Origin of the sequence: Enterobacter pseudoroggenkampii (genome assembly GCF_026420145.1) — a bacterium.
Taxonomy (GTDB): Bacteria; Pseudomonadota; Gammaproteobacteria; order Enterobacterales; family Enterobacteriaceae; genus Enterobacter; species Enterobacter pseudoroggenkampii.
Genome location: NZ_JAPMLV010000002.1, coordinates 380,376 through 402,628, shown reverse-complemented (window position 1 = coordinate 402,628; position 22,253 = coordinate 380,376). Strand labels below are relative to the sequence as shown.

The 22,253-nt window shown below is 57.2% G+C and carries 22 protein-coding genes; 16 read left to right on the top strand and 6 right to left on the bottom strand.

Annotation, left to right across the window (positions count from 1 at the left end; genetic code table 11):
* The first annotated feature begins 118 nt into the window (after nucleotides 1–118).
* From tamA to OTG14_RS15085, 3 genes are read left to right on the top strand one after another with little or no spacing between them, the layout of a single operon-like run.
* The gene (tamA, locus tag OTG14_RS15095; protein ID WP_267215320.1) at nucleotides 119–1,852 is read left to right on the top strand and encodes an autotransporter assembly complex protein TamA; all 1,734 of its coding nucleotides are present in this window, start codon (nucleotides 119–121) and stop codon (nucleotides 1,850–1,852) included.
* Nucleotides 1,849–5,625: an autotransporter assembly complex protein TamB gene (gene tamB, locus OTG14_RS15090; protein ID WP_267215319.1), complete on the top strand. Its 3,777-nt coding sequence runs from the start codon at nucleotides 1,849–1,851 to the stop codon at nucleotides 5,623–5,625. The genes tamA and tamB overlap by 4 nt, the downstream gene beginning before the upstream one ends.
* Before the next feature lie 2 nt (nucleotides 5,626–5,627).
* Nucleotides 5,628–5,972 (top strand): gamma-glutamylcyclotransferase family protein, encoded by a 345-nt coding sequence (locus tag OTG14_RS15085; protein ID WP_024907288.1) that lies wholly within the window; start codon nucleotides 5,628–5,630, stop codon nucleotides 5,970–5,972.
* A 44-nt stretch (nucleotides 5,973–6,016) separates the two neighbouring features.
* On the opposite strand, the gene OTG14_RS15080 is transcribed toward OTG14_RS15085, so the two are convergent.
* Nucleotides 6,017–6,340 carry a hypothetical protein gene (locus tag OTG14_RS15080; protein WP_023334291.1) on the bottom strand — a complete coding sequence of 108 codons (324 nt, stop codon included), beginning with the start codon at nucleotides 6,338–6,340 and terminating at the stop codon, nucleotides 6,017–6,019.
* 98 nt (nucleotides 6,341–6,438) lie between these two features.
* Nucleotides 6,439–6,969 carry an inorganic diphosphatase gene (gene ppa, locus OTG14_RS15075; protein WP_010427397.1) on the bottom strand — a complete coding sequence of 177 codons (531 nt, stop codon included), beginning with the start codon at nucleotides 6,967–6,969 and terminating at the stop codon, nucleotides 6,439–6,441.
* Between the two features lie 309 nt (nucleotides 6,970–7,278).
* Here ppa and ytfQ point away from each other — a divergent pair, with 309 nt between their 5' ends.
* The 5 genes from ytfQ to OTG14_RS15050 all read left to right on the top strand — a co-directional run bounded on the left by ytfQ (nucleotide 7,279) and on the right by OTG14_RS15050 (nucleotide 13,559).
* Complete coding sequence (gene ytfQ / locus OTG14_RS15070) at nucleotides 7,279–8,235, top strand: galactofuranose ABC transporter substrate-binding protein YtfQ (RefSeq protein ID WP_014882271.1); 957 nt, start codon at nucleotides 7,279–7,281, stop codon at nucleotides 8,233–8,235.
* Between the two features lie 132 nt (nucleotides 8,236–8,367).
* A complete protein-coding gene (ytfR, locus tag OTG14_RS15065; protein WP_024907287.1) occupies nucleotides 8,368–9,870 on the top strand; it encodes a galactofuranose ABC transporter, ATP-binding protein YtfR in 1,503 nt (500 codons plus the stop codon).
* A 10-nt stretch (nucleotides 9,871–9,880) separates the two neighbouring features.
* Nucleotides 9,881–10,906, top strand: a complete 1,026-nt coding sequence (gene ytfT / locus OTG14_RS15060; protein WP_024907286.1) for a galactofuranose ABC transporter, ATP-binding protein YtfT — start codon at nucleotides 9,881–9,883, stop codon at nucleotides 10,904–10,906.
* Nucleotides 10,893–11,894, top strand: coding sequence for a galactofuranose ABC transporter, permease protein YjfF (gene yjfF, locus OTG14_RS15055; protein ID WP_023334296.1), 1,002 nt, complete (start codon nucleotides 10,893–10,895; stop codon nucleotides 11,892–11,894). Before ytfT ends, yjfF begins: the two co-directional genes overlap by 14 nt.
* Before the next feature lie 93 nt (nucleotides 11,895–11,987).
* On the top strand, nucleotides 11,988–13,559 hold the full coding sequence (locus OTG14_RS15050; protein ID WP_048989433.1) for a methyl-accepting chemotaxis protein: 1,572 nt from the start codon (nucleotides 11,988–11,990) through the stop codon (nucleotides 13,557–13,559).
* Here the strand turns inward: OTG14_RS15050 and OTG14_RS15045 are convergent.
* Together OTG14_RS15045 and fbp are read right to left on the bottom strand one after the other, a co-directional pair.
* Nucleotides 13,531–13,887 (bottom strand): helix-turn-helix domain-containing protein, encoded by a 357-nt coding sequence (locus tag OTG14_RS15045; protein WP_024907284.1) that lies wholly within the window; start codon nucleotides 13,885–13,887, stop codon nucleotides 13,531–13,533. The two genes, OTG14_RS15050 and OTG14_RS15045, sit on opposite strands and share 29 nt — an antisense overlap.
* Before the next feature lie 150 nt (nucleotides 13,888–14,037).
* Complete coding sequence (gene fbp / locus OTG14_RS15040) at nucleotides 14,038–15,036, bottom strand: class 1 fructose-bisphosphatase (RefSeq protein WP_024907283.1); 999 nt, start codon at nucleotides 15,034–15,036, stop codon at nucleotides 14,038–14,040.
* A 197-nt stretch (nucleotides 15,037–15,233) separates the two neighbouring features.
* Between fbp and mpl the strand changes: the two genes are divergently transcribed.
* Nucleotides 15,234–16,613, top strand: coding sequence for a UDP-N-acetylmuramate:L-alanyl-gamma-D-glutamyl-meso-diaminopimelate ligase (gene mpl, locus OTG14_RS15035; protein ID WP_024907282.1), 1,380 nt, complete (start codon nucleotides 15,234–15,236; stop codon nucleotides 16,611–16,613).
* A gap of 73 nt (nucleotides 16,614–16,686) precedes the next feature.
* Here mpl and yjgA read toward each other — a convergent pair whose 3' ends face one another.
* Nucleotides 16,687–17,238, bottom strand: coding sequence for a ribosome biogenesis factor YjgA (gene yjgA, locus OTG14_RS15030; protein WP_024907281.1), 552 nt, complete (start codon nucleotides 17,236–17,238; stop codon nucleotides 16,687–16,689).
* A gap of 95 nt (nucleotides 17,239–17,333) precedes the next feature.
* Here yjgA and pmbA point away from each other — a divergent pair, with 95 nt between their 5' ends.
* On the top strand, nucleotides 17,334–18,686 hold the full coding sequence (gene pmbA, locus OTG14_RS15025; RefSeq protein WP_032643854.1) for a metalloprotease PmbA: 1,353 nt from the start codon (nucleotides 17,334–17,336) through the stop codon (nucleotides 18,684–18,686).
* Nucleotides 18,687–18,727: 41 nt separating this feature from the next.
* On the top strand, nucleotides 18,728–19,114 hold the full coding sequence (gene cybC, locus OTG14_RS15020) for a cytochrome b562 (protein WP_023334302.1): 387 nt from the start codon (nucleotides 18,728–18,730) through the stop codon (nucleotides 19,112–19,114).
* Here the strand turns inward: cybC and OTG14_RS15015 are convergent.
* Nucleotides 19,029–19,307, bottom strand: a complete 279-nt coding sequence (locus OTG14_RS15015) for a Hok/Gef family protein (RefSeq protein ID WP_232473051.1) — start codon at nucleotides 19,305–19,307, stop codon at nucleotides 19,029–19,031. The genes cybC and OTG14_RS15015 overlap by 86 nt on opposite strands.
* Nucleotides 19,308–19,756: 449 nt before the next feature.
* Here OTG14_RS15015 and OTG14_RS15010 point away from each other — a divergent pair, with 449 nt between their 5' ends.
* From OTG14_RS15010 to OTG14_RS14990, 5 genes are read left to right on the top strand one after another with little or no spacing between them, the layout of a single operon-like run.
* Nucleotides 19,757–20,095 (top strand): glycine dehydrogenase, encoded by a 339-nt coding sequence (locus OTG14_RS15010; RefSeq protein WP_025911967.1) that lies wholly within the window; start codon nucleotides 19,757–19,759, stop codon nucleotides 20,093–20,095.
* 10 nt (nucleotides 20,096–20,105) lie between these two features.
* Complete coding sequence (locus OTG14_RS15005) at nucleotides 20,106–20,468, top strand: SFCGS family glycine-rich protein (RefSeq protein ID WP_010427372.1); 363 nt, start codon at nucleotides 20,106–20,108, stop codon at nucleotides 20,466–20,468.
* Nucleotides 20,469–20,470: 2 nt separating this feature from the next.
* A complete protein-coding gene (locus tag OTG14_RS15000) occupies nucleotides 20,471–20,770 on the top strand; it encodes a DUF4312 family protein (RefSeq protein WP_006810338.1) in 300 nt (99 codons plus the stop codon).
* Nucleotides 20,771–20,792: 22 nt separating this feature from the next.
* Nucleotides 20,793–21,569, top strand: a complete 777-nt coding sequence (locus OTG14_RS14995) for a DUF4311 domain-containing protein (RefSeq protein WP_024907277.1) — start codon at nucleotides 20,793–20,795, stop codon at nucleotides 21,567–21,569.
* Between the two features lie 13 nt (nucleotides 21,570–21,582).
* Nucleotides 21,583–22,224 (top strand): DUF4310 family protein, encoded by a 642-nt coding sequence (locus tag OTG14_RS14990; RefSeq protein ID WP_024907276.1) that lies wholly within the window; start codon nucleotides 21,583–21,585, stop codon nucleotides 22,222–22,224.
* The last annotated feature ends 29 nt before the right edge of the window (nucleotides 22,225–22,253 follow it).

Below are 22,253 nucleotides of genomic sequence, written 5' to 3'. Positions count from 1 at the left end.
TGGGTGTTATACCCATTTTCAACCCGCGATTCGGGTTTTTGGCCAACAGGCCGTATTTTGCCGCGGAGCGGCACTTCATTTGCTTCCAGGGTGGAAACAGGGATATTCAGGAGAAAACGTGACAAAAATCCGCCAGTTATGTTTAGTCAGTGTGTTGCTGACAAGCGGGATTGCCAGCGCGGCGAATGTCCGTTTGCAGGTTGAGGGGTTATCCGGGGCGCTGGAAAAAAACGTGCGTGCGCAGCTATCGACCATCCAGAGTGATGAGGTGACGCCGGACCGGCGTTTTCGCGCGCGCGTCGATGATGCGATCCGCGAGGGGCTGAAAGCGCTGGGGTATTACGAACCCACCATTGATTTTGATCTTCGCCCGCCGCCAAAGAAGGGGCGCCAGGTCCTCATTGCCCGCGTTTCGCCGGGTGAGCCGGTACTGATTGGCGGCACGAACGTCATCCTGCGCGGCGGGGCCCGTACCGATCGGGACTACCTGGACCTGCTCAGCACGCGGCCAAAAGTCGGCACCGTGCTCAACCACGGTGACTACGACCATTTCAAAAAAGAGCTGACGAGCGTTTCCCTGCGTAAGGGCTACTTTGACAGCCAGTTCAACAAAAGCCAGCTGGGCATTGCGCTGGCGCGACGTCAGGCCTTCTGGGATATCGACTACGACAGCGGGGAACGCTACCGCTTTGGCGACGTGACGTTTGAAGGTTCGCAAATTCGTGAAGAGTACCTGCAAAACCTCGTGCCGTTCAAAAAAGGGGATTACTATCAGTCGAGCGACCTCGGAGAGCTGAACCGACGCCTCTCAGCTACCGGCTGGTTTAACTCCGTGGTTGTCGCGCCGGAATTTGATAAGTCTCGCAAAACCAAGGTGTTGCCGCTGCATGGCGTTGTTTCGCCGCGCACCGAGAACACCATTGAGACCGGTGTTGGTTACTCGACGGATGTGGGACCACGCGTGAAAACCTCGTGGAAAAAACCGTGGATGAACTCGTACGGTCACAGCCTGACCACCAGCCTGAGCCTCTCTGCGCCCGAGCAGCAGCTGGACTTCAGCTACAAAATGCCGCTGCTGAAAAATCCGCTTGAGCAATATTACCTTCTGCAGGGCGGTTTTAAGCGCACCGATTTAAACGACACAAAGCAGGACTCTACGACGCTTGCGGTCTCCCGCTTCTGGGATCTCTCCAGCGGCTGGCAGCGCGCCATTAACCTGCGCTGGAGCCTGGACCACTTTACCCAGGCCAACGTCACCAATACCACCATGCTGCTTTATCCGGGCGTGATGATCAGCCGTACCCGCTCGCGTGGGGGCCTGATGCCGACCTGGGGCGACTCGCAGCGCTACTCCATCGATTATTCCAACTCCGCCTGGGGCTCCGACGTGGACTTCTCCGTCATGCAGGCGCAAAACGTCTGGATCCGTACGTTGTACGACAAACATCGCTTTGTGATGCGCGGCAATCTCGGCTGGATTGAAACGGGAGACTTCGAGCGCGTTCCGCCGGACCTGCGCTTCTTCGCCGGGGGCGACCGCAGCATTCGCGGGTATAAGTACAAATCGATCTCACCTGAGAACGAAAAGGGCCAGCTGACCGGTGCGTCAAAACTGGCGACGGGCTCGCTGGAGTACCAGTACAACGTCAGCGGAAAGTGGTGGGGCGCGATGTTTGTTGACGGCGGTGAAGCGGTAAACGATATCCGCCGCAGCGACTTTAAAACCGGCGCGGGCGTCGGCGTGCGCTGGCAGTCACCCGTCGGGCCCATCAAGCTCGATTTTGCCGTGCCTGTCGGCGACAAAGATAAACACGGATTACAGTTTTACATCGGTCTGGGGCCTGAATTATGAGTTTATGGAAGAAAATAAGCCTCGGAGTGCTGATCTTTATCGTGCTGCTGCTCGGGACGGTGGCGTTTCTGGTAGGAACGACGACCGGGCTGCATCTGCTGTTTAACGCCGCGAACCGCTGGGTGCCGGGGCTGGAGATTGGTCAGGTGACGGGCGGCTGGCGCGACCTGCGCCTGAAGAACATCCGCTATGAGCAGCCGGGCGTGGCGGTCAACGCCGGGGAGTTCCATCTCGCGGTAAAGCTGGGCTGTCTGCGTGACAGCAAGCTCTGCGTCAACGATCTGTCGCTAAAAGATGTCAACGTGGCGATAGATTCAAAGAAAATGCCGAAGTCTGCGCCGGTTGAAGAAGAAGACAGCGGCCCGCTGAATCTCTCCACGCCGTACCCGATCGCGCTTTATCGGGTGGCGCTCGATAACGTCAATATCAAAATCGACGACACCACCGTGTCCGTGATGGATTTCACCTCCGGCCTGCGCTGGCAGGAGAAAAACCTCACCCTGACGCCAACGTCCCTGCAGGGCTTGCTGATCGCGCTGCCGAAAGTGGCCGACGTGGCGCAGGAAGAGATCGTCGAGCCGAAGATCCAGAACCCGCAGCCAGAAGAGAAGCCGCTGGGCGAAACGCTGAAAGACCTCTTCTCGAAGCCAGTGCTGCCGGAAATGACCGACGTACATCTGCCGCTGAACCTTAACATTGAGGAATTCAAAGGCGAACAGCTGCGCCTGACCGGCGATACCGACCTGACGGTCTATAACATGCTGCTGAAGGTCAGCAGCATTGACGGCAACATGAAGCTCGACGCGCTGGATATCGACACCAACCAGGGCTCGGTGAATGCGTCGGGTAATGCGCTGCTGCGCGACAGCTGGCCGGTGGATATCACGCTGAATAGCACCCTGAACATCGACCCGCTGAAAGGCGAGAAAGTGAAGGTCAAGGTGGGCGGGGCGCTGCGCGATAAGCTCGATGTTGGCGTGAATCTCTCCGGCCCGGTGGATATGGCCCTGCGTGCGCAAACCCAGCTGGCGGAAGCCGGGCTGCCGCTCAATCTTGAGGTTGTCAGCAAGCAGCTTTCCTGGCCGTTCACCGGCGAAAAGCAGTTCCAGGCCGATGACCTGAAGCTGAAGCTGAGCGGCAAGATGACCGACTACACGCTCTCGTTCCGCACCGCGGTGAAGGGGCAGGGCGTGCCGCCCGCGAACATCACCCTGGATGCGAAGGGCAACGAACAGCAGGTCAACCTTGACAAGCTGACCGTCGCGGCGCTGGAAGGTAAAACCGAGCTGACCGCGCTGCTCGACTGGCAGCAGGCGATCAGCTGGCGCGGCGAGCTGAAGCTGACGGGTATTAACACCGCCAAAGAGGTGCCGGACTGGCCGTCGAAGCTGGATGGCCTGATTAAAACGCGCGGCAGCCTGTACGGCGGCACGTGGCAGATGGACGTGCCGGAGATCAAGCTCACCGGGAACGTGAAGCAGAACAAGGTAAACGTTGAAGGCTCGGTGAAAGGCAACAGCTATCTGCAGTGGGTTATCCCGGGCCTGCACGTGGCGCTGGGGCGCAACACGGCGGATATCAAAGGCGAGCTGGGGGTGAAAGATCTCAATCTGGATGCCACCATCGACGCGCCGAATCTGGATAACGCCCTGCCGGGGCTTGGCGGTACGGCGAAGGGGCTCGTGAAGGTGCGCGGCACGGTAGACGCGCCGCAGCTGCTGGCGGATATCACCGCCAATAGCCTGCGCTGGCAGGAGTTGAGCGTTGCCCGGGTTCGCGTGGAGGGGGATGTGAAATCCACCGACCAGATCGGCGGTAACCTGAACCTGCGCGTGGAACGTATTTCCCAGCCGGACGTGAACATTAGCCTGGTCACCCTGGACGCTAAAGGCAACGAGAAGCAGCACGACCTCCAGCTGCGGGTGCAGGGCGAGCCGGTCTCCGGCCAGCTTCACCTGACCGGCAGCTTCGACCGCAAAGAGGAGCGCTGGAAAGGGACGCTGGATAACACCCGTTTCAATACGCCGGTCGGGCCGCTGGCGCTGTCGCGCGCCATTGCTCTGGACTACCGCAACGCCGAGCAGAAGATCAGCATTGGGCCGCACTGCTGGACCAACCCGAATGCGGAACTGTGCGTGCCGCAGACCATCGATGCGGGCGCGGAAGGGCGCGCGCAGATCAACCTCAACCGCTTCGATCTGGCGATGCTAAAACCGTTTATGCCGGATACCACGCAGGCGAGCGGCGTCTTCAGCGGGAAAGCCGATGTCGCCTGGGACACCACCAAAGAGGGGCTGCCGCAGGGCAGCGTGACGCTCTCCGGGCGTAACGTGAAGGTAACGCAGGAGGTCAACGACGCGCCGCTGCCGGTGGCGTTCGACACCCTGAACCTGAGTGCCGATCTGCATAACAATCGCGCACAGCTGGGGTGGACAATCCGCCTGACCAATAACGGTCAGTTGGATGGTCAAGTCCAGATTACCGACCCGCAGGGACGGCGTAATCTGGGCGGCAACGTTAACATCCGAAACTTCAACCTGGCGATGGTGAACCCGATTTTCGCGCGTGGGGAAAAAGCCGAAGGCATGCTGAACGCTAACCTGCGCCTGGCCGGCAACGCGCAAAGCCCGCAGCTGTTCGGTCAGCTGCGGCTCAGCGGCCTGGATATTGACGGCAACTTCATGCCGTTTGACATGCAGCCCAGCCAGATCGCGATGAACTTCAACGGCATGAGCTCGACGCTGAGCGGCTCGGTATTAACGCAGCAAGGGCAAATCAACCTGAGCGGTGACGCGGACTGGAGCCAGCTCGACAACTGGCGCGCCCGTATTGCCGCGAAGGGCAGTAAGGTGCGCATCACCGTACCGCCGATGGTGCGCCTGGACGTCTCGCCTGATGTGGTCTTTGAAGCCACGCCAAGCCTCTTCACGCTTGACGGTCGCGTCGACGTGCCGTGGGCGCGCATCGTGGTCCACGACGTGCCGGAAAGTGCGGTCGGCGTCTCAAGTGATGAAGTTATGCTCAATGAAAATCTGAAACCTGTCGAACAGAAGAGCGCTGGCATACCGATTAATAGTAACCTTACCGTGCACGTGGGGAATAACGTGCGGTTGAATGCGTTTGGGCTGAAGGCGAGGCTCACGGGTGACCTGAAAGTGGCGCAGGATAAACAAGGGCTTGGCCTGAACGGGCAGATCAACATTCCTGAAGGGCGTTTCCATGCCTATGGTCAGGATCTGATTGTTCGCAAAGGTGAGCTGCTGTTCTCCGGCCCACCGGATCAGCCCCTGTTGAACATTGAAGCGATTCGTAACCCGGAAGCGACGGAAAACGACGTTATTGCTGGCGTTCGCGTCACCGGTTCCGCCGACGAACCGAAGGCGGAGATCTTCTCTGACCCGGCGATGTCCCAGCAGGAAGCCCTCTCTTATCTGCTGCGTGGACAAGGTCTGGACAGTGGACAAAGCGACAGTGCGGCGATGACCTCGATGTTAGTGGGTCTGGGGGTTGCACAAAGTGGGCAGGTTGTGGGTAAAATCGGCGAGACGTTCGGCGTAAGCAATCTGGCGCTGGACACCCAGGGCGTGGGTGACTCCTCGCAGGTGGTGGTCAGCGGCTATGTACTGCCGGGTCTGCAGGTAAAATATGGTGTGGGGATCTTTGACTCACTGGCAACACTCACGCTACGCTATCGCCTGATGCCTAAGCTATATCTGGAAGCAGTGTCCGGCGTAGACCAGGCACTTGATCTGCTCTATCAGTTTGAGTTTTAGCAATGCGAATATTTGTCTACGGCAGTTTAAGAACCAGGCAAGGCAACAGTCACTGGATGACCAATGCCCTGCTGCTGGGGAATTACAATATCGAGAACTACCAGTTGTACAGCCTGGGCCACTATCCAGGCGCGGTTCCGGGCGAAGGAACAGTACAGGGTGAAGTCTATCGTATTGATAACGCGACGCTTGCCGAACTTGATGCCTTGCGCACCAGGGGCGGTGAATACGCGCGCCAGTTGATCCAGACGCCGTACGGAAGTGCGTGGATGTATGTCTACCAGCGTCCGGTCGAAGGGTTAACGCGGATTGTAAGCGGTAACTGGTTAGACAGAGACCAGTACTGAAAAAAAACAACGCCACCGTGAGGTGGCGTTGTTTTTTTGCTCCTTCAACTCTCTTCTGTATCCCGGCGCCGGGTTAAAAACAGAGGAACGAACAGCATGATGTAGGGGGCTATAAGCCATAACAAACACAGGGCGCGTGAACGGCCATAGTAGTTTATGCACCGCGTATTGCTTGAAATGACGGGCAGGAAAAACAGTAAAAACAGCAGAATCGCATAATCGCTTCGATAAGGGATCCATAAGTAAAACAAAAACCAGGCAAGCTGGAATGTCATGATGCAGAGATACTGCCATTTGCTGTCTTTGCCGTAACAGTCAAACGCCTTTATGTAGCCCATCTTGATGCTTTGAAGAAAGAAACTTAGCATGTATAACGCTCACGATCTTGATGGTCAGGAGTGTATGTCTTTTTCAAAGGCAACAAAAAGCCCCGACATGCGGGGCTTTCATCAATCAGCAGTAAGAATTACTTCTTAGCAGCGCGTTCGAAAGAGGCGATGATTTCCGCTTTCGCTGCTTCTGCGTTGTCCCAGCCGTCAACTTTAACCCACTTGCCTTTTTCGAGGTCTTTGTAGTGCTCGAAGAAGTGAGTGATCTGCGCTTTCAGCAGCTCTGGCAGGTCGTTCACATCTTTGATGTGATCGTATTCTTTGCTCAGCTTGGTGTGCGGTACCGCAACCAGCTTCGCATCTTCACCGGATTCGTCGGTCATTTTCAGCACGCCAACTGGACGGCAGCGAATGACGGAGCCTGGCTCCAGTGGGTATGGCGTTGGGACCAGCACGTCAACCGGGTCACCGTCCAGAGACAGGGTGTGGTTGATGTAACCGTAGTTGCACGGATAGAACATCGCGGTAGACATGAAACGGTCTACGAACAGGGCGCCGCTCTCTTTGTCCACTTCGTATTTGATCGGATCTGCGTTAGCCGGGATTTCGATAACTACGTAGATGTCTTCTGGCAGTTCTTTACCCGCTGGGACGTTGAGTAAGCTCATGTCGGTGTCCTTTAAAATGGATGGTAAACAAGTGGCAGGTATTATAGCCAACTCGCGCTGAATGTCTCCGCCTGTTTTCGCTTTATCTCCCCGCTTTCTCCACTTTTCAGACCGATTCCATGACAGGAAAATCCATAAACTCAGCCGCATTTTTCATGGCGAAATGAAAGCGATTACAAACTTGTGATTAACGTTTTATTCACTTTTCTGAAGTGTGATGTAACGCAATTCGTTACATATTTCATGGGCTATAGTCATTCCGCAGAACATCTTTTAACCAACAATAACTCACCCTACGAGGACGTTCATATGTGGAAGCGCTTACTCCTGGTCACAGCAGTTTCGGCAGCCATGTCGTCTATGGCGATGGCCGCTCCCTTAACCGTAGGTTTTTCGCAAGTCGGCTCTGAATCTGGCTGGCGAGCGGCAGAAACCAACGTGGCGAAAAGCGAGGCTCAGAAACGCGGCATTACCCTGAAAATCGCCGATGGTCAGCAAAAACAAGAGAATCAGATCAAAGCCGTGCGCTCCTTTATCGCCCAGGGCGTGGATGCCATCTTTATTGCACCCGTCGTGGCGACCGGCTGGGAACCCGTCCTGAAGGAAGCGAAAGACGCTGAGATCCCGGTCTTCCTGCTCGACCGTTCCATCGACGTCAAAGACAAATCCCTCTATATGACCACCGTCACCGCCAACAACGTGCTTGAAGGGCAATTGATTGGCGACTGGCTGGTGAAGCAGGTCGACGGCAAGCCGTGTAACGTCGTTGAGCTGCAGGGTACCGTCGGGGCGAGCGTGGCCATCGACCGTAAAAAAGGCTTTGCTGAAGCCATCGCGAAAGCGCCAAACATTAAGATTATCCGCTCTCAGTCCGGCGACTTTACCCGTAGTAAAGGTAAAGAGGTTATGGAGAGCTTCATTAAGGCTGAAAACAACGGCAAGAACATCTGCATGGTTTACGCCCACAACGATGACATGGTGATCGGTGCGATTCAGGCAATTAAAGAAGCGGGCCTGAAGCCGGGCAAAGATATCCTCACCGGCTCTATCGACGGCGTGCCGGACATCTACAAAGCGATGATCGACGGCGAAGCCAACGCCAGCGTGGAGCTGACGCCAAACATGGCGGGTCCGGCATTCGACGCGCTGGAGAAATTCAAGAAAGACGGCACGATGCCGGAGAAAGTGACGGTCACCAAGTCCACCCTCTACCTGCCTGATACGGCGAAAGAAGAGTTAGAGAAGAAGAAAAATATGGGCTATTAAGACCCGCGTCCCTCACCCCAGCCCTCTCCCCGGAGGGGAGAGGGAGAAAGGCAGGGCGGAGCTGGATATTAACAATTGGCACGATCAATCCCCTCTCCCCTCCGGGGAGAGGGTCAGGGTGAGGGGGAAACCATGACCACTGAACAACACCAGGAAATCCTCCGCACAGAGGGCTTGAGTAAATTCTTCCCCGGCGTAAAAGCGCTGGATAGCGTTGATTTCAGCCTGCGGCGCGGGGAGATCATGGCGCTGCTGGGCGAGAACGGTGCGGGAAAATCGACGCTGATTAAATCCCTGACCGGTGTTTATCACGCTGACCGCGGCACCATCTGGCTGGAAGGTAACGCCATTTCGCCCAAAAACACCGCCCATGCCCAGCAACTGGGGATCGGGACGGTGTACCAGGAAGTGAACCTGCTGCCGAATATGTCGGTGGCGGATAACCTGTTTATTGGCCGCGAACCACGCCGTTTTGGCCTGCTGCGCCGCAAAGAGATGGAAGCGCGGGCGACAACGCTGATGGAATCGTACGGCTTCTCCCTCGACGTCCGCGAGCCGCTGAACCGCTTTTCCGTGGCGATGCAGCAGATCGTCGCCATTTGTCGCGCGATCGATCTCTCCGCAAAGGTGCTGATCCTTGACGAACCCACCGCCAGCCTCGATACCCAGGAAGTGGAGATGCTCTTTACCCTGATGCGCCAGCTGCGCGATCAGGGCGTCAGCCTGATCTTCGTCACCCACTTCCTCGATCAGGTGTATGAGGTGAGCGATCGCATTACGGTGCTGCGCAACGGCAGCTTTGTCGGCTGCCGCGAAACCCGCGAGCTGCCGCAAATCGAGCTGGTAAAAATGATGCTTGGCCGCGAGCTCGAGACCAACGCCCTCCAGCGTGCAGGGCGCACGCTGCTGAGCGAGAAGCCGGTCGCCGCGTTCAGCGATTACGGCAAAAAAGGGGTGATCTCGCCGTTTAACCTTGAGGTGCGGCCAGGCGAAATTGTCGGCCTGGCGGGCCTGCTGGGCTCCGGCCGGACCGAGACCGCCGAGGTGATCTTCGGGATCAAGCCTGCCGACAGCGGCAGCGCGCTGATCAAGGGCAAACCGCAGACCCTGCGATCGCCGCATCAGGCCTCCTGTCTGGGCGTCGGCTTCTGCCCGGAGGACCGGAAAACGGACGGCATTATTGCCGCCGCCTCGGTGCGGGAAAATATCATTCTGGCGCTACAGGCGCAGCGCGGCTGGCTACGGCCGATCCCTAAGCGCGAGCAAAACGCCATTGCCGAGCGCTTTATCCGCCAGCTCGGCATCCGCACCCCGAGCGCGGAACAGCCCATTGAATTCCTCTCCGGCGGTAACCAGCAGAAAGTGCTGCTGTCGCGCTGGCTGCTGACCAAACCCCAGTTCCTGATCCTCGACGAACCGACCCGCGGCATTGACGTGGGGGCGCACGCCGAAATTATCCGGCTTATCGAAACCCTGTGCGCGGACGGTCTGGCGCTGTTGGTCATTTCCTCCGAGCTGGAAGAGCTGGTGGGCTATGCCGATCGCGTCATCATCATGCGCGATCGCAAACAGGTGGCAGAGATCCCGCTGGATAAGCTGTCCGTTCCGGCGATCATGAATGCCATCGCGGCATAAGGAGTGAATCGTGATGCCCCGTTCGCTTTCGCAAACCGGTGAGTCAAAGCGCCGCTTCAGCTGGCCAACCGGCACGCCGCAAATCGCGGCGCTGCTGGTGGTTCTGCTGGTGGATAGCCTGGTCGCGCCGCATTTCTTCCAGATCATCGTGCAGGATGGCCGCCTGTTTGGCAGCCCGATAGACATTTTAAACCGCGCCGCGCCGGTGGCGCTGCTGGCCATCGGAATGACGCTGGTGATTGCCACCGGCGGGATTGACCTCTCCGTCGGCGCGGTGATGGCTATCGCCGGGGCTACGGCCGCCTCCATGACCGTGGCCGGACATAGCCTGCCGGTGATCCTGCTGGCAGCCTTGGGCACCGGCGTGCTGGCAGGATTATGGAACGGTATTCTGGTTGCGGTGCTGAAAATCCAGCCCTTCGTCGCCACGCTGATTTTAATGGTGGCCGGGCGCGGCGTCGCGCAGCTGATAACCTCCGGCCAGATTGTGACCTTCAACTCCCCGAGCCTGGCGTGGCTCGGTAGCGGCAACCTTCTGTTCTTCCCGACGCCGGTGATTATTGCCCTGGTCACGCTCGTTGTCTTCTGGCTCTTCACCCGCAAAACGGCGCTGGGCATGTTCATTGAGGCCGTCGGGATCAACATCCGCGCCGCGCGCAACGCCGGCGTCAACACCCGACTGATGGTAATGCTGACCTACGTGCTGAGCGGCGTCTGCGCCGCCATCGCCGGGGTCATCGTCGCGGCGGATATTCGCGGGGCCGATGCCAACAACGCGGGACTCTGGCTGGAGCTGGACGCGATCCTCGCGGTGGTGATCGGCGGCGGGTCGCTGATGGGCGGGCGCTTTAACCTGCTGCTCTCGGTGATCGGCGCCCTGATCATTCAGGGCATGAACACCGGGATCCTGCTGTCGGGATTCCAGCCGGAACTCAACCAGGTGGTGAAAGCCGTGGTCGTGCTCTGCGTGCTGATCGTCCAGTCACCGCGCTTTGTCAGCATCATTAAGGGGATCCGTGGCCATGATAAAACGTAATTTACCGTTAATGATCACCCTGGGCGTGTTTGTGCTGGGGTATCTCTACTGCCTGACCCAGTTCCCGGGGTTTGCCTCGACGCGCGTGATTTGCAATATCCTGACCGATAACGCCTTTTTAGGCATCATCGCTGTCGGCATGACCTTCGTGATCCTCTCCGGCGGGATCGATCTCTCCGTCGGCTCGGTGATCGCGTTTACGGGCGTGTTCCTTGCGAAGGCGATCGGCTTCTGGGGGATCTCTCCTCTGGTGGCGTTTCCGCTGGTGCTGGCGATGGGCTGCGCGTTTGGCGCCTTTATGGGGCTGCTGATCGACGCGCTGAAAATCCCGGCGTTTATCATTACCCTCGCGGGAATGTTCTTCCTGCGCGGTGTGAGCTATCTGGTGTCGGAAGAGTCGATTCCAATTAACCACCCCATCTACGACACGCTCTCCAGCCTGGCGTGGAAAATTCCCGGCGGCGGCCGCCTGAGCGCGATGGGGCTGCTGATGCTGGGCGTGGTAGTGATTGGCATCTTCCTCGCTCACCGTACCCGTTTTGGCAATCAGGTTTACGCCATTGGCGGTAACGCCACGTCGGCCAACCTGATGGGCATTTCAACCCGCAGCACGACTATTCGCATCTATATGCTCTCGACCGGCCTGGCGACGCTGGCGGGCATCGTCTTCTCGGTGTATACCCAGGCGGGCTATGCCCTTGCAGGCGTGGGCGTCGAGCTGGATGCGATTGCTTCTGTGGTCATTGGCGGCACGCTGCTCAGCGGCGGGGTGGGCACGGTGCTGGGGACGCTGTTCGGCGTGGCCATCCAGGGGCTGATACAAACCTATATCAACTTTGACGGCACGCTCAGCTCCTGGTGGACGAAGATCGCCATCGGCATTCTGCTGTTTATTTTTATTGCCCTGCAGCGGGGGCTGACGGTGCTCTGGGAGAACCGTCAAAGCTCGCCTGTTACCCGCGTAAACACATCAGTAACAGAGCGATAACACGCTGAATTTGCTTAAAGTCTAAACATTTTCCGGTAGCGGCCGATACTCTTTTTTTATGCCCAGAAATATCTCGCTACCGGAAATAATATCATGCTTAAAACGCTATCGATTCGTACCGGCTTGCTCTCTTTACTGGCCGTTATGACCCTTCTGCTGCTGATTGTCAGCGGCATTGGCATTTATGCCCTCACACAGAGTTCTTCTTCGCTGCAGCGTATTAATCACCTTCAGGGTGAGCAGATGGTGCAGCTTAATTCAGGCTATACGCTGCTCCTGCGCGCGCGCAATGAAGCGGGTCAGGCCGTCCGCATGATGGAAATCGGCATGCTGGACGATGCGGCCAACGCGGTAAAAAACATCAATCAGGAAGTTGCCCTGGCCCAGAAAACGCTGAAAGGGGTAATTGACGGCGGCGTGGCTGACGAGCAGGGACAACAGCTGCTCGATAAAGTGGCGGCCAGCCTGGCGACGTATAGCCAGCAGGGGATCAATCCGATGCTGAAAACGCTGAATGACCAGAGCGCGGACGGGTATTACGATCTGCTCGAGAAGACGTTGATTCCGGTGGCGAAGCAGTTTGATAACGATATGCAGGCGTTTCAGAAATGGAGCGAAGCGCGGGGTCAGGCGGAAGTGAGCGCCGTGCAGTCGAGTAAAACCCGCGTCCTGATCCTGATTATCGTCGCAGCGCTGCTGACGGCGGGCATTATCGTGCTCGCCTGGCTGGTGCTGCGCCATATGCTGCTCAAGCCGCTCTCGGCCTCCATTGCTCAACTGGAGAACGTGGCAGCGGGGGATTTAACCCATACGCTGAATGCCCCCGCGAGCCAGGAGTTTAACCGCCTCAACGCGGTGATAGAGGAGATGCGCCAGTCGCTGATGAACTCGGTTCTGCGGGTACGTGATGCCAGCGCGCAAATTGACACCGGTAGCCGCGAGCTGACGCTGGGAAACCGCGATCTTGCCGAGCGTACGGAATCCACCGCCACGTCGCTGGAGCAGACGGCGGCCAGTATGGAACAGATCACCGCCACGGTGAAACTCAACGCCGATAACGCCGAGCAGGCGCACCAGCTGGCGAAATCGGTGTCTGACACGGCCGATCACGGCAGCGAGATGGTCTGCTACGTGATTGAAAAAATGCGCGATATCTCCGGCAGCTCGGCGCGCATCGCCGACATCCTGAGCGTGATCGACGGCATTGCCTTCCAGACCAATATCCTGGCGCTTAACGCCTCCGTGGAAGCGGCGCGCGCGGGCGAGCAGGGGCGCGGGTTTGCCGTCGTCGCAGGCGAGGTGCGAAACCTTGCCAGCCGCAGCGCCGACGCGGCGAAAGAGATCCGAACGCTAATCAGTGATTCGCAGACCCACGTTAACGAGGGGAGCGAGCTGGCCCAGCAGGCTGGCGAAACGATGGACGAGATCGCAACCGAAGTGCTGCGCATGACCAAACTGATGCGAGAGATTGCGACCGCGTCGCAGGAGCAGAGCCGGGGCATTGAGCAGGTGAATATTGCGGTGAACCAGATGGACGAAACCGCGCAGCAGAATGCGGCGCTGGTGCAGCAATCCTCCGCCGCGACCCGCTCCCTTGAGGAGCAGTCGCGTCAGCTGATGGAAGCCATGTCATCATTCAAAGTGACGACTCAGAACGCGGCATAATATTACCCAGCCCCGGTACGTTCTGTGCCGGGGTTTTATTCCTTCCGGAATTAAGCGCCCCGATATTATCGTGAATTTCGCCCATTAATATTTCCAGCGAGCTGGTTAAGGCTAACGCTTTTTCGGTCGGTTCAAGGTATAAACCTTTACGGAAAAATAACGGCTCATCAAAGAGTTGATTAAAGCGCTTTAAGGCCAGACTCACCGCAGGACGGGACATCTCCAGACGCAAAGAGGCCTTTGCCATGCTGCCGCAGCGGACGATTTCAATAAATACAGGGATAAGATTTAAATCAATGCCGGTATTAGCACGGGAATAATTTTTCATTGCGATTCTGCTCCACGAAATATCTGTCAAACTGTTATGGAAATAATGCAGGAGCAGTGGTGAATATTAAAGCATGTTTTTTATAAACACTTATACGGTAAAATATATAAATGACAAGGGGAGCCGGACAGGCTCCCCTGAAGAGAGGGATTACGCGTCCGGGTACTCACGGATAAAACGTTCAACGTCTTCAACCATGTGGTTGTTGCCGACGAAGAATGAACGGCGCTGGTGAAGGCTTTCCGGCACGATGTCCAGAATACGCTCTTTACCGTCGCTCGCCTTGCCGCCCGCCTGTTCAGCAAGGAACGCCATCGGGTTGCATTCGTACAGCAGACGCAGTTTCCCGTCCGGGTGGCTGGCGGTGCTTGGGTAGAGGTAGATACCGCCTTTCAGCAGGTTACGGTGGAAATCCGCGACAAGAGAGCCAATATAGCGGGACGTGTACGGGCGCTGGGTCGCTTTATCTTCTTCCTGGCAGAATTTAATGTACTTCTTCACGCCGTTCGGGAATCGGATGTAGTTGCCTTCGTTGATGGAGTAGGTGTTGCCCTTCTGCGGGAAGCGCATGCGTTCCTGGCTCAGACAGAAAACGCCCAGTGATGGATCGTACGTGAAGGCGTGAACCCCGCACCCGGTCGTATACACCAGCATGGTGGAGGAGCCATAAACGACGTAACCGGCAGCAACCTGATTAATGCCCGGCTGCAGGAAATCTTCTTCGGTCACCGGCGTGCCAACAGGCGTGACGCGGCGGTAGATGGAGAAAATGGTACCGACAGAAACGTTAACGTCGATGTTTGAGGAGCCGTCGAGCGGATCCATCAGAACAACGTATTTAGCGTGTTCACACCCTTCGAAAACAACAATTTCATCTTCTTCTTCAGAGGCGATACCCGCAACGATGTCGCGCGCGCGCAGTGCAGCTTTCAATTTTTCATTTGCGAACAGATCGAGCTTCTGTTGAACCTCGCCCTGAACGTTCTCGGCACCGCTGGCACCCAGGATATCGACCAGACCGGCCTTGTTGATATCACGGTGGATGATCTTAGCGCCCAGCTTTATTGCCGACAGCAAAGCAGTGAGTTCACCGGTAGCATGAGAGAACTCGTGCTGCTTTTCGACAATAAATTCACCTAACGTTTTCATAACACTTTCCCTGCATCTTTGTGAGTAGAGCGATTGTATGTTCACTAAAACGACTAAAGCCCAACAATCTTAACAAACATTCAAATATTAGCGCAGAGGTGAATCGCGCCAGCAACATACGGATTTACCTGAAATGCGTTTCACACCCGCTAACATGTGAGTAAAATGTGCGCCACATTGAAGAAGGATAGTGACGTATGCGCATTCATATATTGGGGATTTGTGGCACTTTCATGGGCGGACTGGCAATGCTGGCGCGCTCGCTGGGCCATGAAGTGACAGGTTCGGACGCCAATGTGTATCCGCCGATGAGCACACTTCTGGAGAAACAGGGCATCGCTTTAATTCAGGGCTACGATGCCAGCCAGCTTGATCCCGAGCCGGACCTGGTGATCATTGGCAACGCCATGACCCGCGGCAATCCGTGCGTCGAGGCGGTACTGGAACGCAATATTCCGTTCATGTCCGGCCCGCAGTGGCTGCATGACTTCGTCCTGCGCGACCGCTGGGTGGTTGCCGTTGCCGGTACCCACGGCAAAACCACCACCGCCGGAATGGCGACCTGGATCCTTGAAGCCTGCGGCTACAAGCCGGGCTTCGTGATTGGCGGCGTTCCGGGTAATTTCGACGTTTCTGCGCGTCTGGGCGACAGCCCGTTCTTTGTGATCGAAGCCGACGAATACGACTGCGCGTTCTTTGACAAGCGTTCTAAGTTCGTGCATTACTGCCCGCGCACGCTGATCCTCAACAACCTTGAGTTCGATCACGCGGATATTTTTGACGATCTGAAAGCGATCCAGAAACAGTTCCACCACCTGGTGCGCATTGTTCCGGGCCAGGGCCGCATCATCCTGCCGGAGAACGACATCAACCTGAAACAGACGATGGCGATGGGATGCTGGAGCGAGCAGGAGCTGGTGGGCGAGCAGGGCCACTGGCAGGCGAAGAAACTCAACGCCGATGCCTCCGAGTGGGAAGTGCTGCTCGACGGTGAAAAAGTGGGTGAGGTGAAGTGGGGCCTGGTGGGCGAGCACAACATGCACAACGGCCTGATGGCCATTGCAGCTGCGCGTCACGTGGGCGTGCTGCCTGCGGATGCAGCCAATGCGCTGGGTTCGTTTATCAATGCCCGCCGCCGTCTGGAGCTGCGCGGTGAAGCCCACGGCGTTACCGTGTATGACGATTTCGCGCACCACCCAACGGCCATTCTGGCCACGCTTGCTGCCCTGCGTGGCAAGGTCGGCGGTACCGCGCGCATTCTGGCGGTGCTGGAACCGCGCTCGAACACCATGAAGATGGGCATCTGCAAAGATGACCTCGCGCCGTCGTTAGGACGTGCCGATGAAGTCTTCCTGCTGCAGCCGCAGCATATTCCGTGGCAGGTGGCGGAAGTCGCCGATGCCTGCATTCAGCCTGCGCACTGGAGCGCGGATGTGGATGCGCTCGCGGATATGGTGGTGAAAGCCGCTCAGCCTGGCGACCACATTCTGGTGATGAGCAACGGCGGTTTTGGTGGGATCCATCAGAAGCTGCTGGACGGTCTTACGAAGAAAGCGGAAGCGGCCGCCGACGCGTAAAAAAAAGCCCGGTGGCGCTTGCGCTTACCGGGCCTACGTTCTTTTCTCCCTCGCCTCTCTGGGGAGAGGGGGATTACTCTTCGTTCTCAGACAGCTCGCGCAGATACTGGAAAATCAGGCGCGCAGACTTCGGCGGCTTATTCCCTTCTTTCTCTTTCTTCGCGTTGCGGATCAAGGAACGCAGCTGCTGGCGGTCGGCATCCGGCCACAGGTTCAGCACTTCCGGTACGGCGTCATCACCCTGTTCAATCAGGCGATCGCGGATCTGCTCCAGCTTGTGGAACAGCGCAACCTGCTGGTTGTGGCGGTTTTTCAGCTTGTCCAGCGCCTGGCGGATCGGATCAACATCGCGCTGACGCAGCATTTTCCCGATAAGCTGAAGCTGGCGACGACGGCCTTCTTTTTTGATTTTCTGTGCCAGTTCAATGGCATCACGCAGATCCTGGTCGAGCGGGATCTTGTCCAGCGCGTTTTTACCCAGTTCTACCATTTCCGCGCCAAGGTGTTTTAACTCTTCGGCGTCACGTTTAATTTCACTTTTACTGACCCAGATGATCTCATCATCTTCGTCTTCGATGTCATCACCGGGAACGTCGTCGAGCCAGTCTTCGGGCTGCTTAGTCATGTCAGGCTCCTTAAAAAAAGAGGCTAATGTTACCAGTTAAGACGCGCACTGAAAAACGGTTCTCTGTTAGACTTCAGATAACTCTCTCTTACAGTATGGCATTTGCGATGAAAGTAACCTCACAAGTTGAAGCGCAGCGTAAGATTCTTGAAGAAGCCGTCTCCACCGCGCTGATGCTTGCTTCAGAAAAATCAGATGGCGCCGAAGTGGCGGTCAGCAAAACCACCGGCATCAGCGTGAGTACCCGCTATGGCGAAGTGGAGAATGTCGAATTCAACAGCGATGGCGCGCTGGGGATCACGGTGTATCACCAGAATCGCAAAGGCAGCGCGTCATCCACCGATCTCAGTCCGGATGCCATTGCCCGTACGGTGCAGGCGGCGCTGGATATCGCCCGTTATACCTCCCCGGATCCTTACGCAGGCGTGGCGGATAAAGACCTGCTGGCGTTTGATGCGCCGGATCTCGATCTTTTCCACCCGGCGGAAGTGACCCCGGACGAAGCGATCGAACTGGCCGCGCGCGCCGAGCAGGCTTCCCTGCAGGCGGATAAGCGCATCACCAATACCGAAGGCGGCAGCTTCAACAGCCACTACGGCATCAAAGTCTTCGGCAACAGCCACGGCATGCTGCAGGGCTACTGCTCCACCCGTCATTCTCTCTCCAGCTGCGTCATCGCCGAAGAGAACGGAGACATGGAGCGTGACTACGCCTACACCATTGGCCGCGCGCTGGGGGACTTGCAGTCTCCGGAGTGGGTGGGAAAAGAGTGTGCCGAACGCACGCTGTCTCGCCTGTCGCCGCGCAAACTCTCCACCATGAAGGCCCCGGTTATTTTTGCCAACGAAGTGGCGACCGGTCTGTTTGGTCATCTGGTGGGCGCTATCGCGGGTGGCTCGGTTTACCGTAAATCGACCTTCCTGCTCGATTCGCTGGGCAAGCAAATCCTGCCGGAATGGTTGACCATCGAAGAGCATCCGCACCTGCTGAAAGGGCTGGCCTCCACGCCGTTCGACAGCGAAGGCGTGCGTACCGAACGTCGTGACATCGTCAAAGACGGCGTGCTGACCCAGTGGCTGCTGACTAATTACTCCGCGCGCAAGCTGGGGCTGAAAAGTACCGGACACGCTGGCGGCATCCACAACTGGCGCATTGCCGGGCAGGGCCTGAACTTTGAGCAGATGCTGAAAGAGATGGGTACCGGCCTGGTCGTCACGGAGCTGATGGGCCAGGGCGTAAGCGGCATCACCGGAGACTACTCTCGCGGCGCTGCGGGCTTCTGGGTGGAAAACGGCGAAATTCAGTATCCGGTAAGCGAGATTACGATTGCCGGCAACCTGAAGGACATGTGGCGCAATATCGTTACGGTCGGTAACGATATTGAAACACGTAGCAATATACAGTGTGGTTCTGTACTTCTGCCGGAAATGAAAATCGCCGGCCAGTAATATCCGTAAAGGCGTTTTAATAATAAAAAAGGAAGTGAGCAATGCGTAAACATCTGTTAGCGATCGTCGCGGCTTCAACGCTGGTTCTTGGCTCTTCTGCGTTTGCTGCCGATCTTGAAGACGACATGGGCATCCTCGGTCAAAACCTGAAGGTGGTGCAGAAAACGGACAATGCGGCTGAAATGAAAGACGCGCTGACCAAAATGCGTGAAGCGGCGCTGGATGCACAGAAAGCGACGCCTCCGAAGCTGGAAAGCAAAGCCGCAGACAGTGCAGAGATGAAAGACTACCGTCACGGCTTTGACGTGCTGGTCGGCCAGATCGACGGCGCGCTGAAGCTGGCTAACGAAGGCAAAGTGAAGGAAGCCCAGGCGGCGGCCGAGCAGTTTGTGACCACGCGCAACACGTACCACCAAAAGTATCGTTAATTGGGTGCCTGAGCTGTACGTCCTTTGCCCGTATGCGGAGGCGCATGACGCGCCCCCGCATCCTTGCTCCTGACTTTCCGGAGCGACAATCCATCCTCGCTGTCACTGCAAAAGAATCGTTTCGAAAACTGATCTCGCACAGTGTTTTCCGCGTCACCAGCGTTAAGATGATTATTGTCAAAGCAATAATCATCAAAACTCCAATGCCTGGGTTTTGGCGTTTCATGGATGCCTCCTTGCTTTAAAGCGGGCGAGGTAGCGAACTCCACGGTGTGACGTGTCGTTTCGAGCCCCCGCCCTGATTTTCTATCAGGCGGGGCTTTCCACTTTCCGTCCCATGCCTGAGACGGTCAGTCTCAAGCACCCGTTGCCACTCTAGCGGAGCCCCATAAGAAAACCTTATCCACGTCACATTTCTACGAGCCCGCTCGTAATCTTTTCCGCTTTGCTTGCCCCGTTTTGGCCGCGCAATAGCGTGATATTCATCACGTAAATGCAGCGGTTTATCCAGATTCACCGCATTTATGTGGCACAGATCACTGCCGCGGCTCGCCTTTCCACTTCGAAGTGGAAAACAACTCGCTACAAACAATTCCCCCCCAACGTTAGTTTTATTCCAGAGCCATTAACGGGGTAAGACCAGTGATTAACGGAGCGGTAATGAACGACGTTGGGGAACAGGCGGAGCAAACTGAACAGCTCGCAAACACCATGCTGCAGCAGGTTTATGCCCTGCTGGCCCGGAACAACATCATCCCCAATGCGGTACAGGAGCAGATGCTCACCTCCCACGTGCGCGCCATGGCGCACCGGTCCGTGACCGGCGAGCCGCTGCCGGAGGTTGAAGCAGAGCTGTTTGACGAAATTTCACCGGATTCAATGCGGCTCGCCCGTGAAGTGGTCGCGCAGTTTGGCAACCTTCCTGATGAAGAAGCCTGGCTGCTCTCCGTTCACTTTGAAGTCGCGAAAGACAACCTTTAAGGAGCAACACATGGAACAGATTACAGTCGTGATTGGCGATCGCCTGGGCAAAGGTCAGAAAGTGGCTGCCGGTGTGGAAAAAGCGGGTGGACGCGCGGTGGTTGTGCCGGGCATGGCGGCGGACATGAAGCTGGGTGACATGATGAAGGCGGAAAACGCCACCTTCGGCATCTCCTTCTGCGGCAGCGGCGGCGCGGGTGCCATCACGGCCCAAACCAAATATGGCTATAAGGCCAAATACGGCATGCGTTCCGTGGAAGAGGGCGTGACCGCCATCAACGAAGGCTGCAACGTGCTGGGCTTCGGCTTTATGGATAAAGAAGAGCTGGGCGAGCGTCTGGTACAGGCGTGGCAGAAGAAATACGGCGCATAAGCATGAAAGAACAGTTCACAACCACGGTGAGAGTGAAGGGGAAAGGCGACGCCAAAGCGCGCGCCTTTGCCGACGCGCTCAACCACGTTCAGGCCGCGGTGATGAAAGCTTCACCGCATATCTTACTGCGTATTGAGCCACAGGATGTGCAGGTCGTTCAGGCGCAAGAAGCGGTGCGTAAAGAAGCGTTTCTGTTCTTCTTTCTGCGCCGGGAAAGACGCACCTACAGCGTGGAGCTGGATGTGACCGTCAACGTGACAGCCATCAATCTCGACCAGGTGGATTTCGTCACGCAACGCTGATTATTCATAAAAGGGCAGACTGATGTTCTTAATTATATTAATAAAATCGCTCATCATTGGCGGCCTGGTTGGCGTCGGTGTCGGAGCCGGGGCTGCACGCATGTTTCATGCGCCTACCACACAGGGTATGGGCGCGTTTCGTACGTTGGGGGAACTGAACTCCTGTGAAGGGGATCCGGCGTCCCACTTCTCCTTTGGGTTAGGTTTCTTCTTTAACGCCTGGGCCTCTTCCGTGGCCGCAGGGGCTTTCACACAGGACGTTGACCACCGCATCATCCCGAACTGGGGTGCTGCTGCACTGATGATCAAAAACCGTAACGTCGGCGAAACGCTGCACGATCCGCGCAAAATGGCGATTGCCTGCGGCCTGATCGGCATGATTGTCGTGACCTTCCTTAACCTTACCGCCTCCTCCGTACCGGCTGCGCTTCAGGTCACCGCCGTCAAGGTGCTGGTGCCGGCGGCAAACCTGCTGGTCAACACCGTGATGCCGGTGATCTTCTGGCTGGCGGCCATCGACGCGGGTAAAAAATCGGGCTTCTGGGCGACCATTTTCGGCGGCGCAGCGCAGCTGATTATGGGCAACGCCGTGCCGGGCCTGGTGCTGGGGATCCTGATTGGTAAAGGCGTAGAGGAGAGCGGCTGGAACCACGTCACCAAAGTGATGATGGCGGCTATCGTCCTGCTGTTCGTGCTGAGCGGCTTCTTCCGCGGCTTCGACATGAAGATGATCGAATCCTTCCATCTGACCGTGCCGAACTGGCTTGACATGATCCACAACTCGCTCAGCGGTAAATAACAGGAGCCTCTACATGGAACAGAATAAAGGTTTTTGGTATGCCGACTGGTCGTTCCCGATCTTTGTTGGCCTGCTCTCCTCCGGCGTCTTCGCCGGGACGCACATGTACTACCTCTACGGCATCGGCGCGTTTAACGAAGTGGCCTTCGTGGCGATGCTGAAGGCGGGTATTGATACCGGCGTCTACGGCGCGGTGGCGGCGTTCGGCGCGAGCTTCCTGTTCGCCCGTATTATCGAAGGGTCGCTGGTCGGTATTCTCGACATCGGCGGTGCGATCCAGACCGGCGTGGGCCTCGGGGTTCCGGCGCTGCTGCTGGGCGCGGGGATCATGTTCCCGGTGACCAACTTCATTGCTTCGCTGATCACTGGCCTGGTGATTGGTCTGGCAATTGGCTACGTCATCATCCTGGCGCGTAAGTTCACCATCAACCAGAGCAACTCCACCTACGGCGCAGACGTGATGATGGGCGCAGGTAACGCCTCCGGCCGCTTCCTCGGGCCGTTGATTATCCTCAGCGCCATGACCGCCTCCATTCCTATCGGCGTCGGTTCCCTGCTGGGAGCGCTGGTGTTCTACATCTGGCAGAAGCCGATCACCGGTGGCGCCATTCTGGGTGCAATGCTGTTGGGCTGGCTGTTCCCGGTCGCCCTTTAATACCCGCGGGCGCTCCGGCGCCCGCCTTA

Excerpts from the sequence above, each read along its gene's own strand:
- tamB (WP_267215319.1), top strand. The coding sequence starts at position 1,849 with ATGAGTTTATGGAAGAAAATAAGCCTCGGAGTGCTGATCTTTATCGTG.
- OTG14_RS15085 (WP_024907288.1), top strand. The coding sequence starts at position 5,628 with ATGCGAATATTTGTCTACGGCAGTTTAAGAACCAGGCAAGGCAACAGT.
- OTG14_RS15080 (WP_023334291.1), bottom strand. The coding sequence starts at position 6,340 with ATGCTAAGTTTCTTTCTTCAAAGCATCAAGATGGGCTACATAAAGGCG.
- ppa (WP_010427397.1), bottom strand. The coding sequence starts at position 6,969 with ATGAGCTTACTCAACGTCCCAGCGGGTAAAGAACTGCCAGAAGACATC.
- ytfQ (WP_014882271.1), top strand. The coding sequence starts at position 7,279 with ATGTGGAAGCGCTTACTCCTGGTCACAGCAGTTTCGGCAGCCATGTCG.
- ytfR (WP_024907287.1), top strand. The coding sequence starts at position 8,368 with ATGACCACTGAACAACACCAGGAAATCCTCCGCACAGAGGGCTTGAGT.
- yjfF (WP_023334296.1), top strand. The coding sequence starts at position 10,893 with ATGATAAAACGTAATTTACCGTTAATGATCACCCTGGGCGTGTTTGTG.
- OTG14_RS15050 (WP_048989433.1), top strand. The coding sequence starts at position 11,988 with ATGCTTAAAACGCTATCGATTCGTACCGGCTTGCTCTCTTTACTGGCC.
- OTG14_RS15045 (WP_024907284.1), bottom strand. The coding sequence starts at position 13,887 with ATGAAAAATTATTCCCGTGCTAATACCGGCATTGATTTAAATCTTATC.
- fbp (WP_024907283.1), bottom strand. The coding sequence starts at position 15,036 with ATGAAAACGTTAGGTGAATTTATTGTCGAAAAGCAGCACGAGTTCTCT.
- mpl (WP_024907282.1), top strand. The coding sequence starts at position 15,234 with ATGCGCATTCATATATTGGGGATTTGTGGCACTTTCATGGGCGGACTG.
- yjgA (WP_024907281.1), bottom strand. The coding sequence starts at position 17,238 with ATGACTAAGCAGCCCGAAGACTGGCTCGACGACGTTCCCGGTGATGAC.
- pmbA (WP_032643854.1), top strand. The coding sequence starts at position 17,334 with ATGGCATTTGCGATGAAAGTAACCTCACAAGTTGAAGCGCAGCGTAAG.
- cybC (WP_023334302.1), top strand. The coding sequence starts at position 18,728 with ATGCGTAAACATCTGTTAGCGATCGTCGCGGCTTCAACGCTGGTTCTT.
- OTG14_RS15015 (WP_232473051.1), bottom strand. The coding sequence starts at position 19,307 with ATGATTATTGCTTTGACAATAATCATCTTAACGCTGGTGACGCGGAAA.
- OTG14_RS15005 (WP_010427372.1), top strand. The coding sequence starts at position 20,106 with ATGGAACAGATTACAGTCGTGATTGGCGATCGCCTGGGCAAAGGTCAG.
- OTG14_RS15000 (WP_006810338.1), top strand. The coding sequence starts at position 20,471 with ATGAAAGAACAGTTCACAACCACGGTGAGAGTGAAGGGGAAAGGCGAC.
- OTG14_RS14995 (WP_024907277.1), top strand. The coding sequence starts at position 20,793 with ATGTTCTTAATTATATTAATAAAATCGCTCATCATTGGCGGCCTGGTT.
- OTG14_RS14990 (WP_024907276.1), top strand. The coding sequence starts at position 21,583 with ATGGAACAGAATAAAGGTTTTTGGTATGCCGACTGGTCGTTCCCGATC.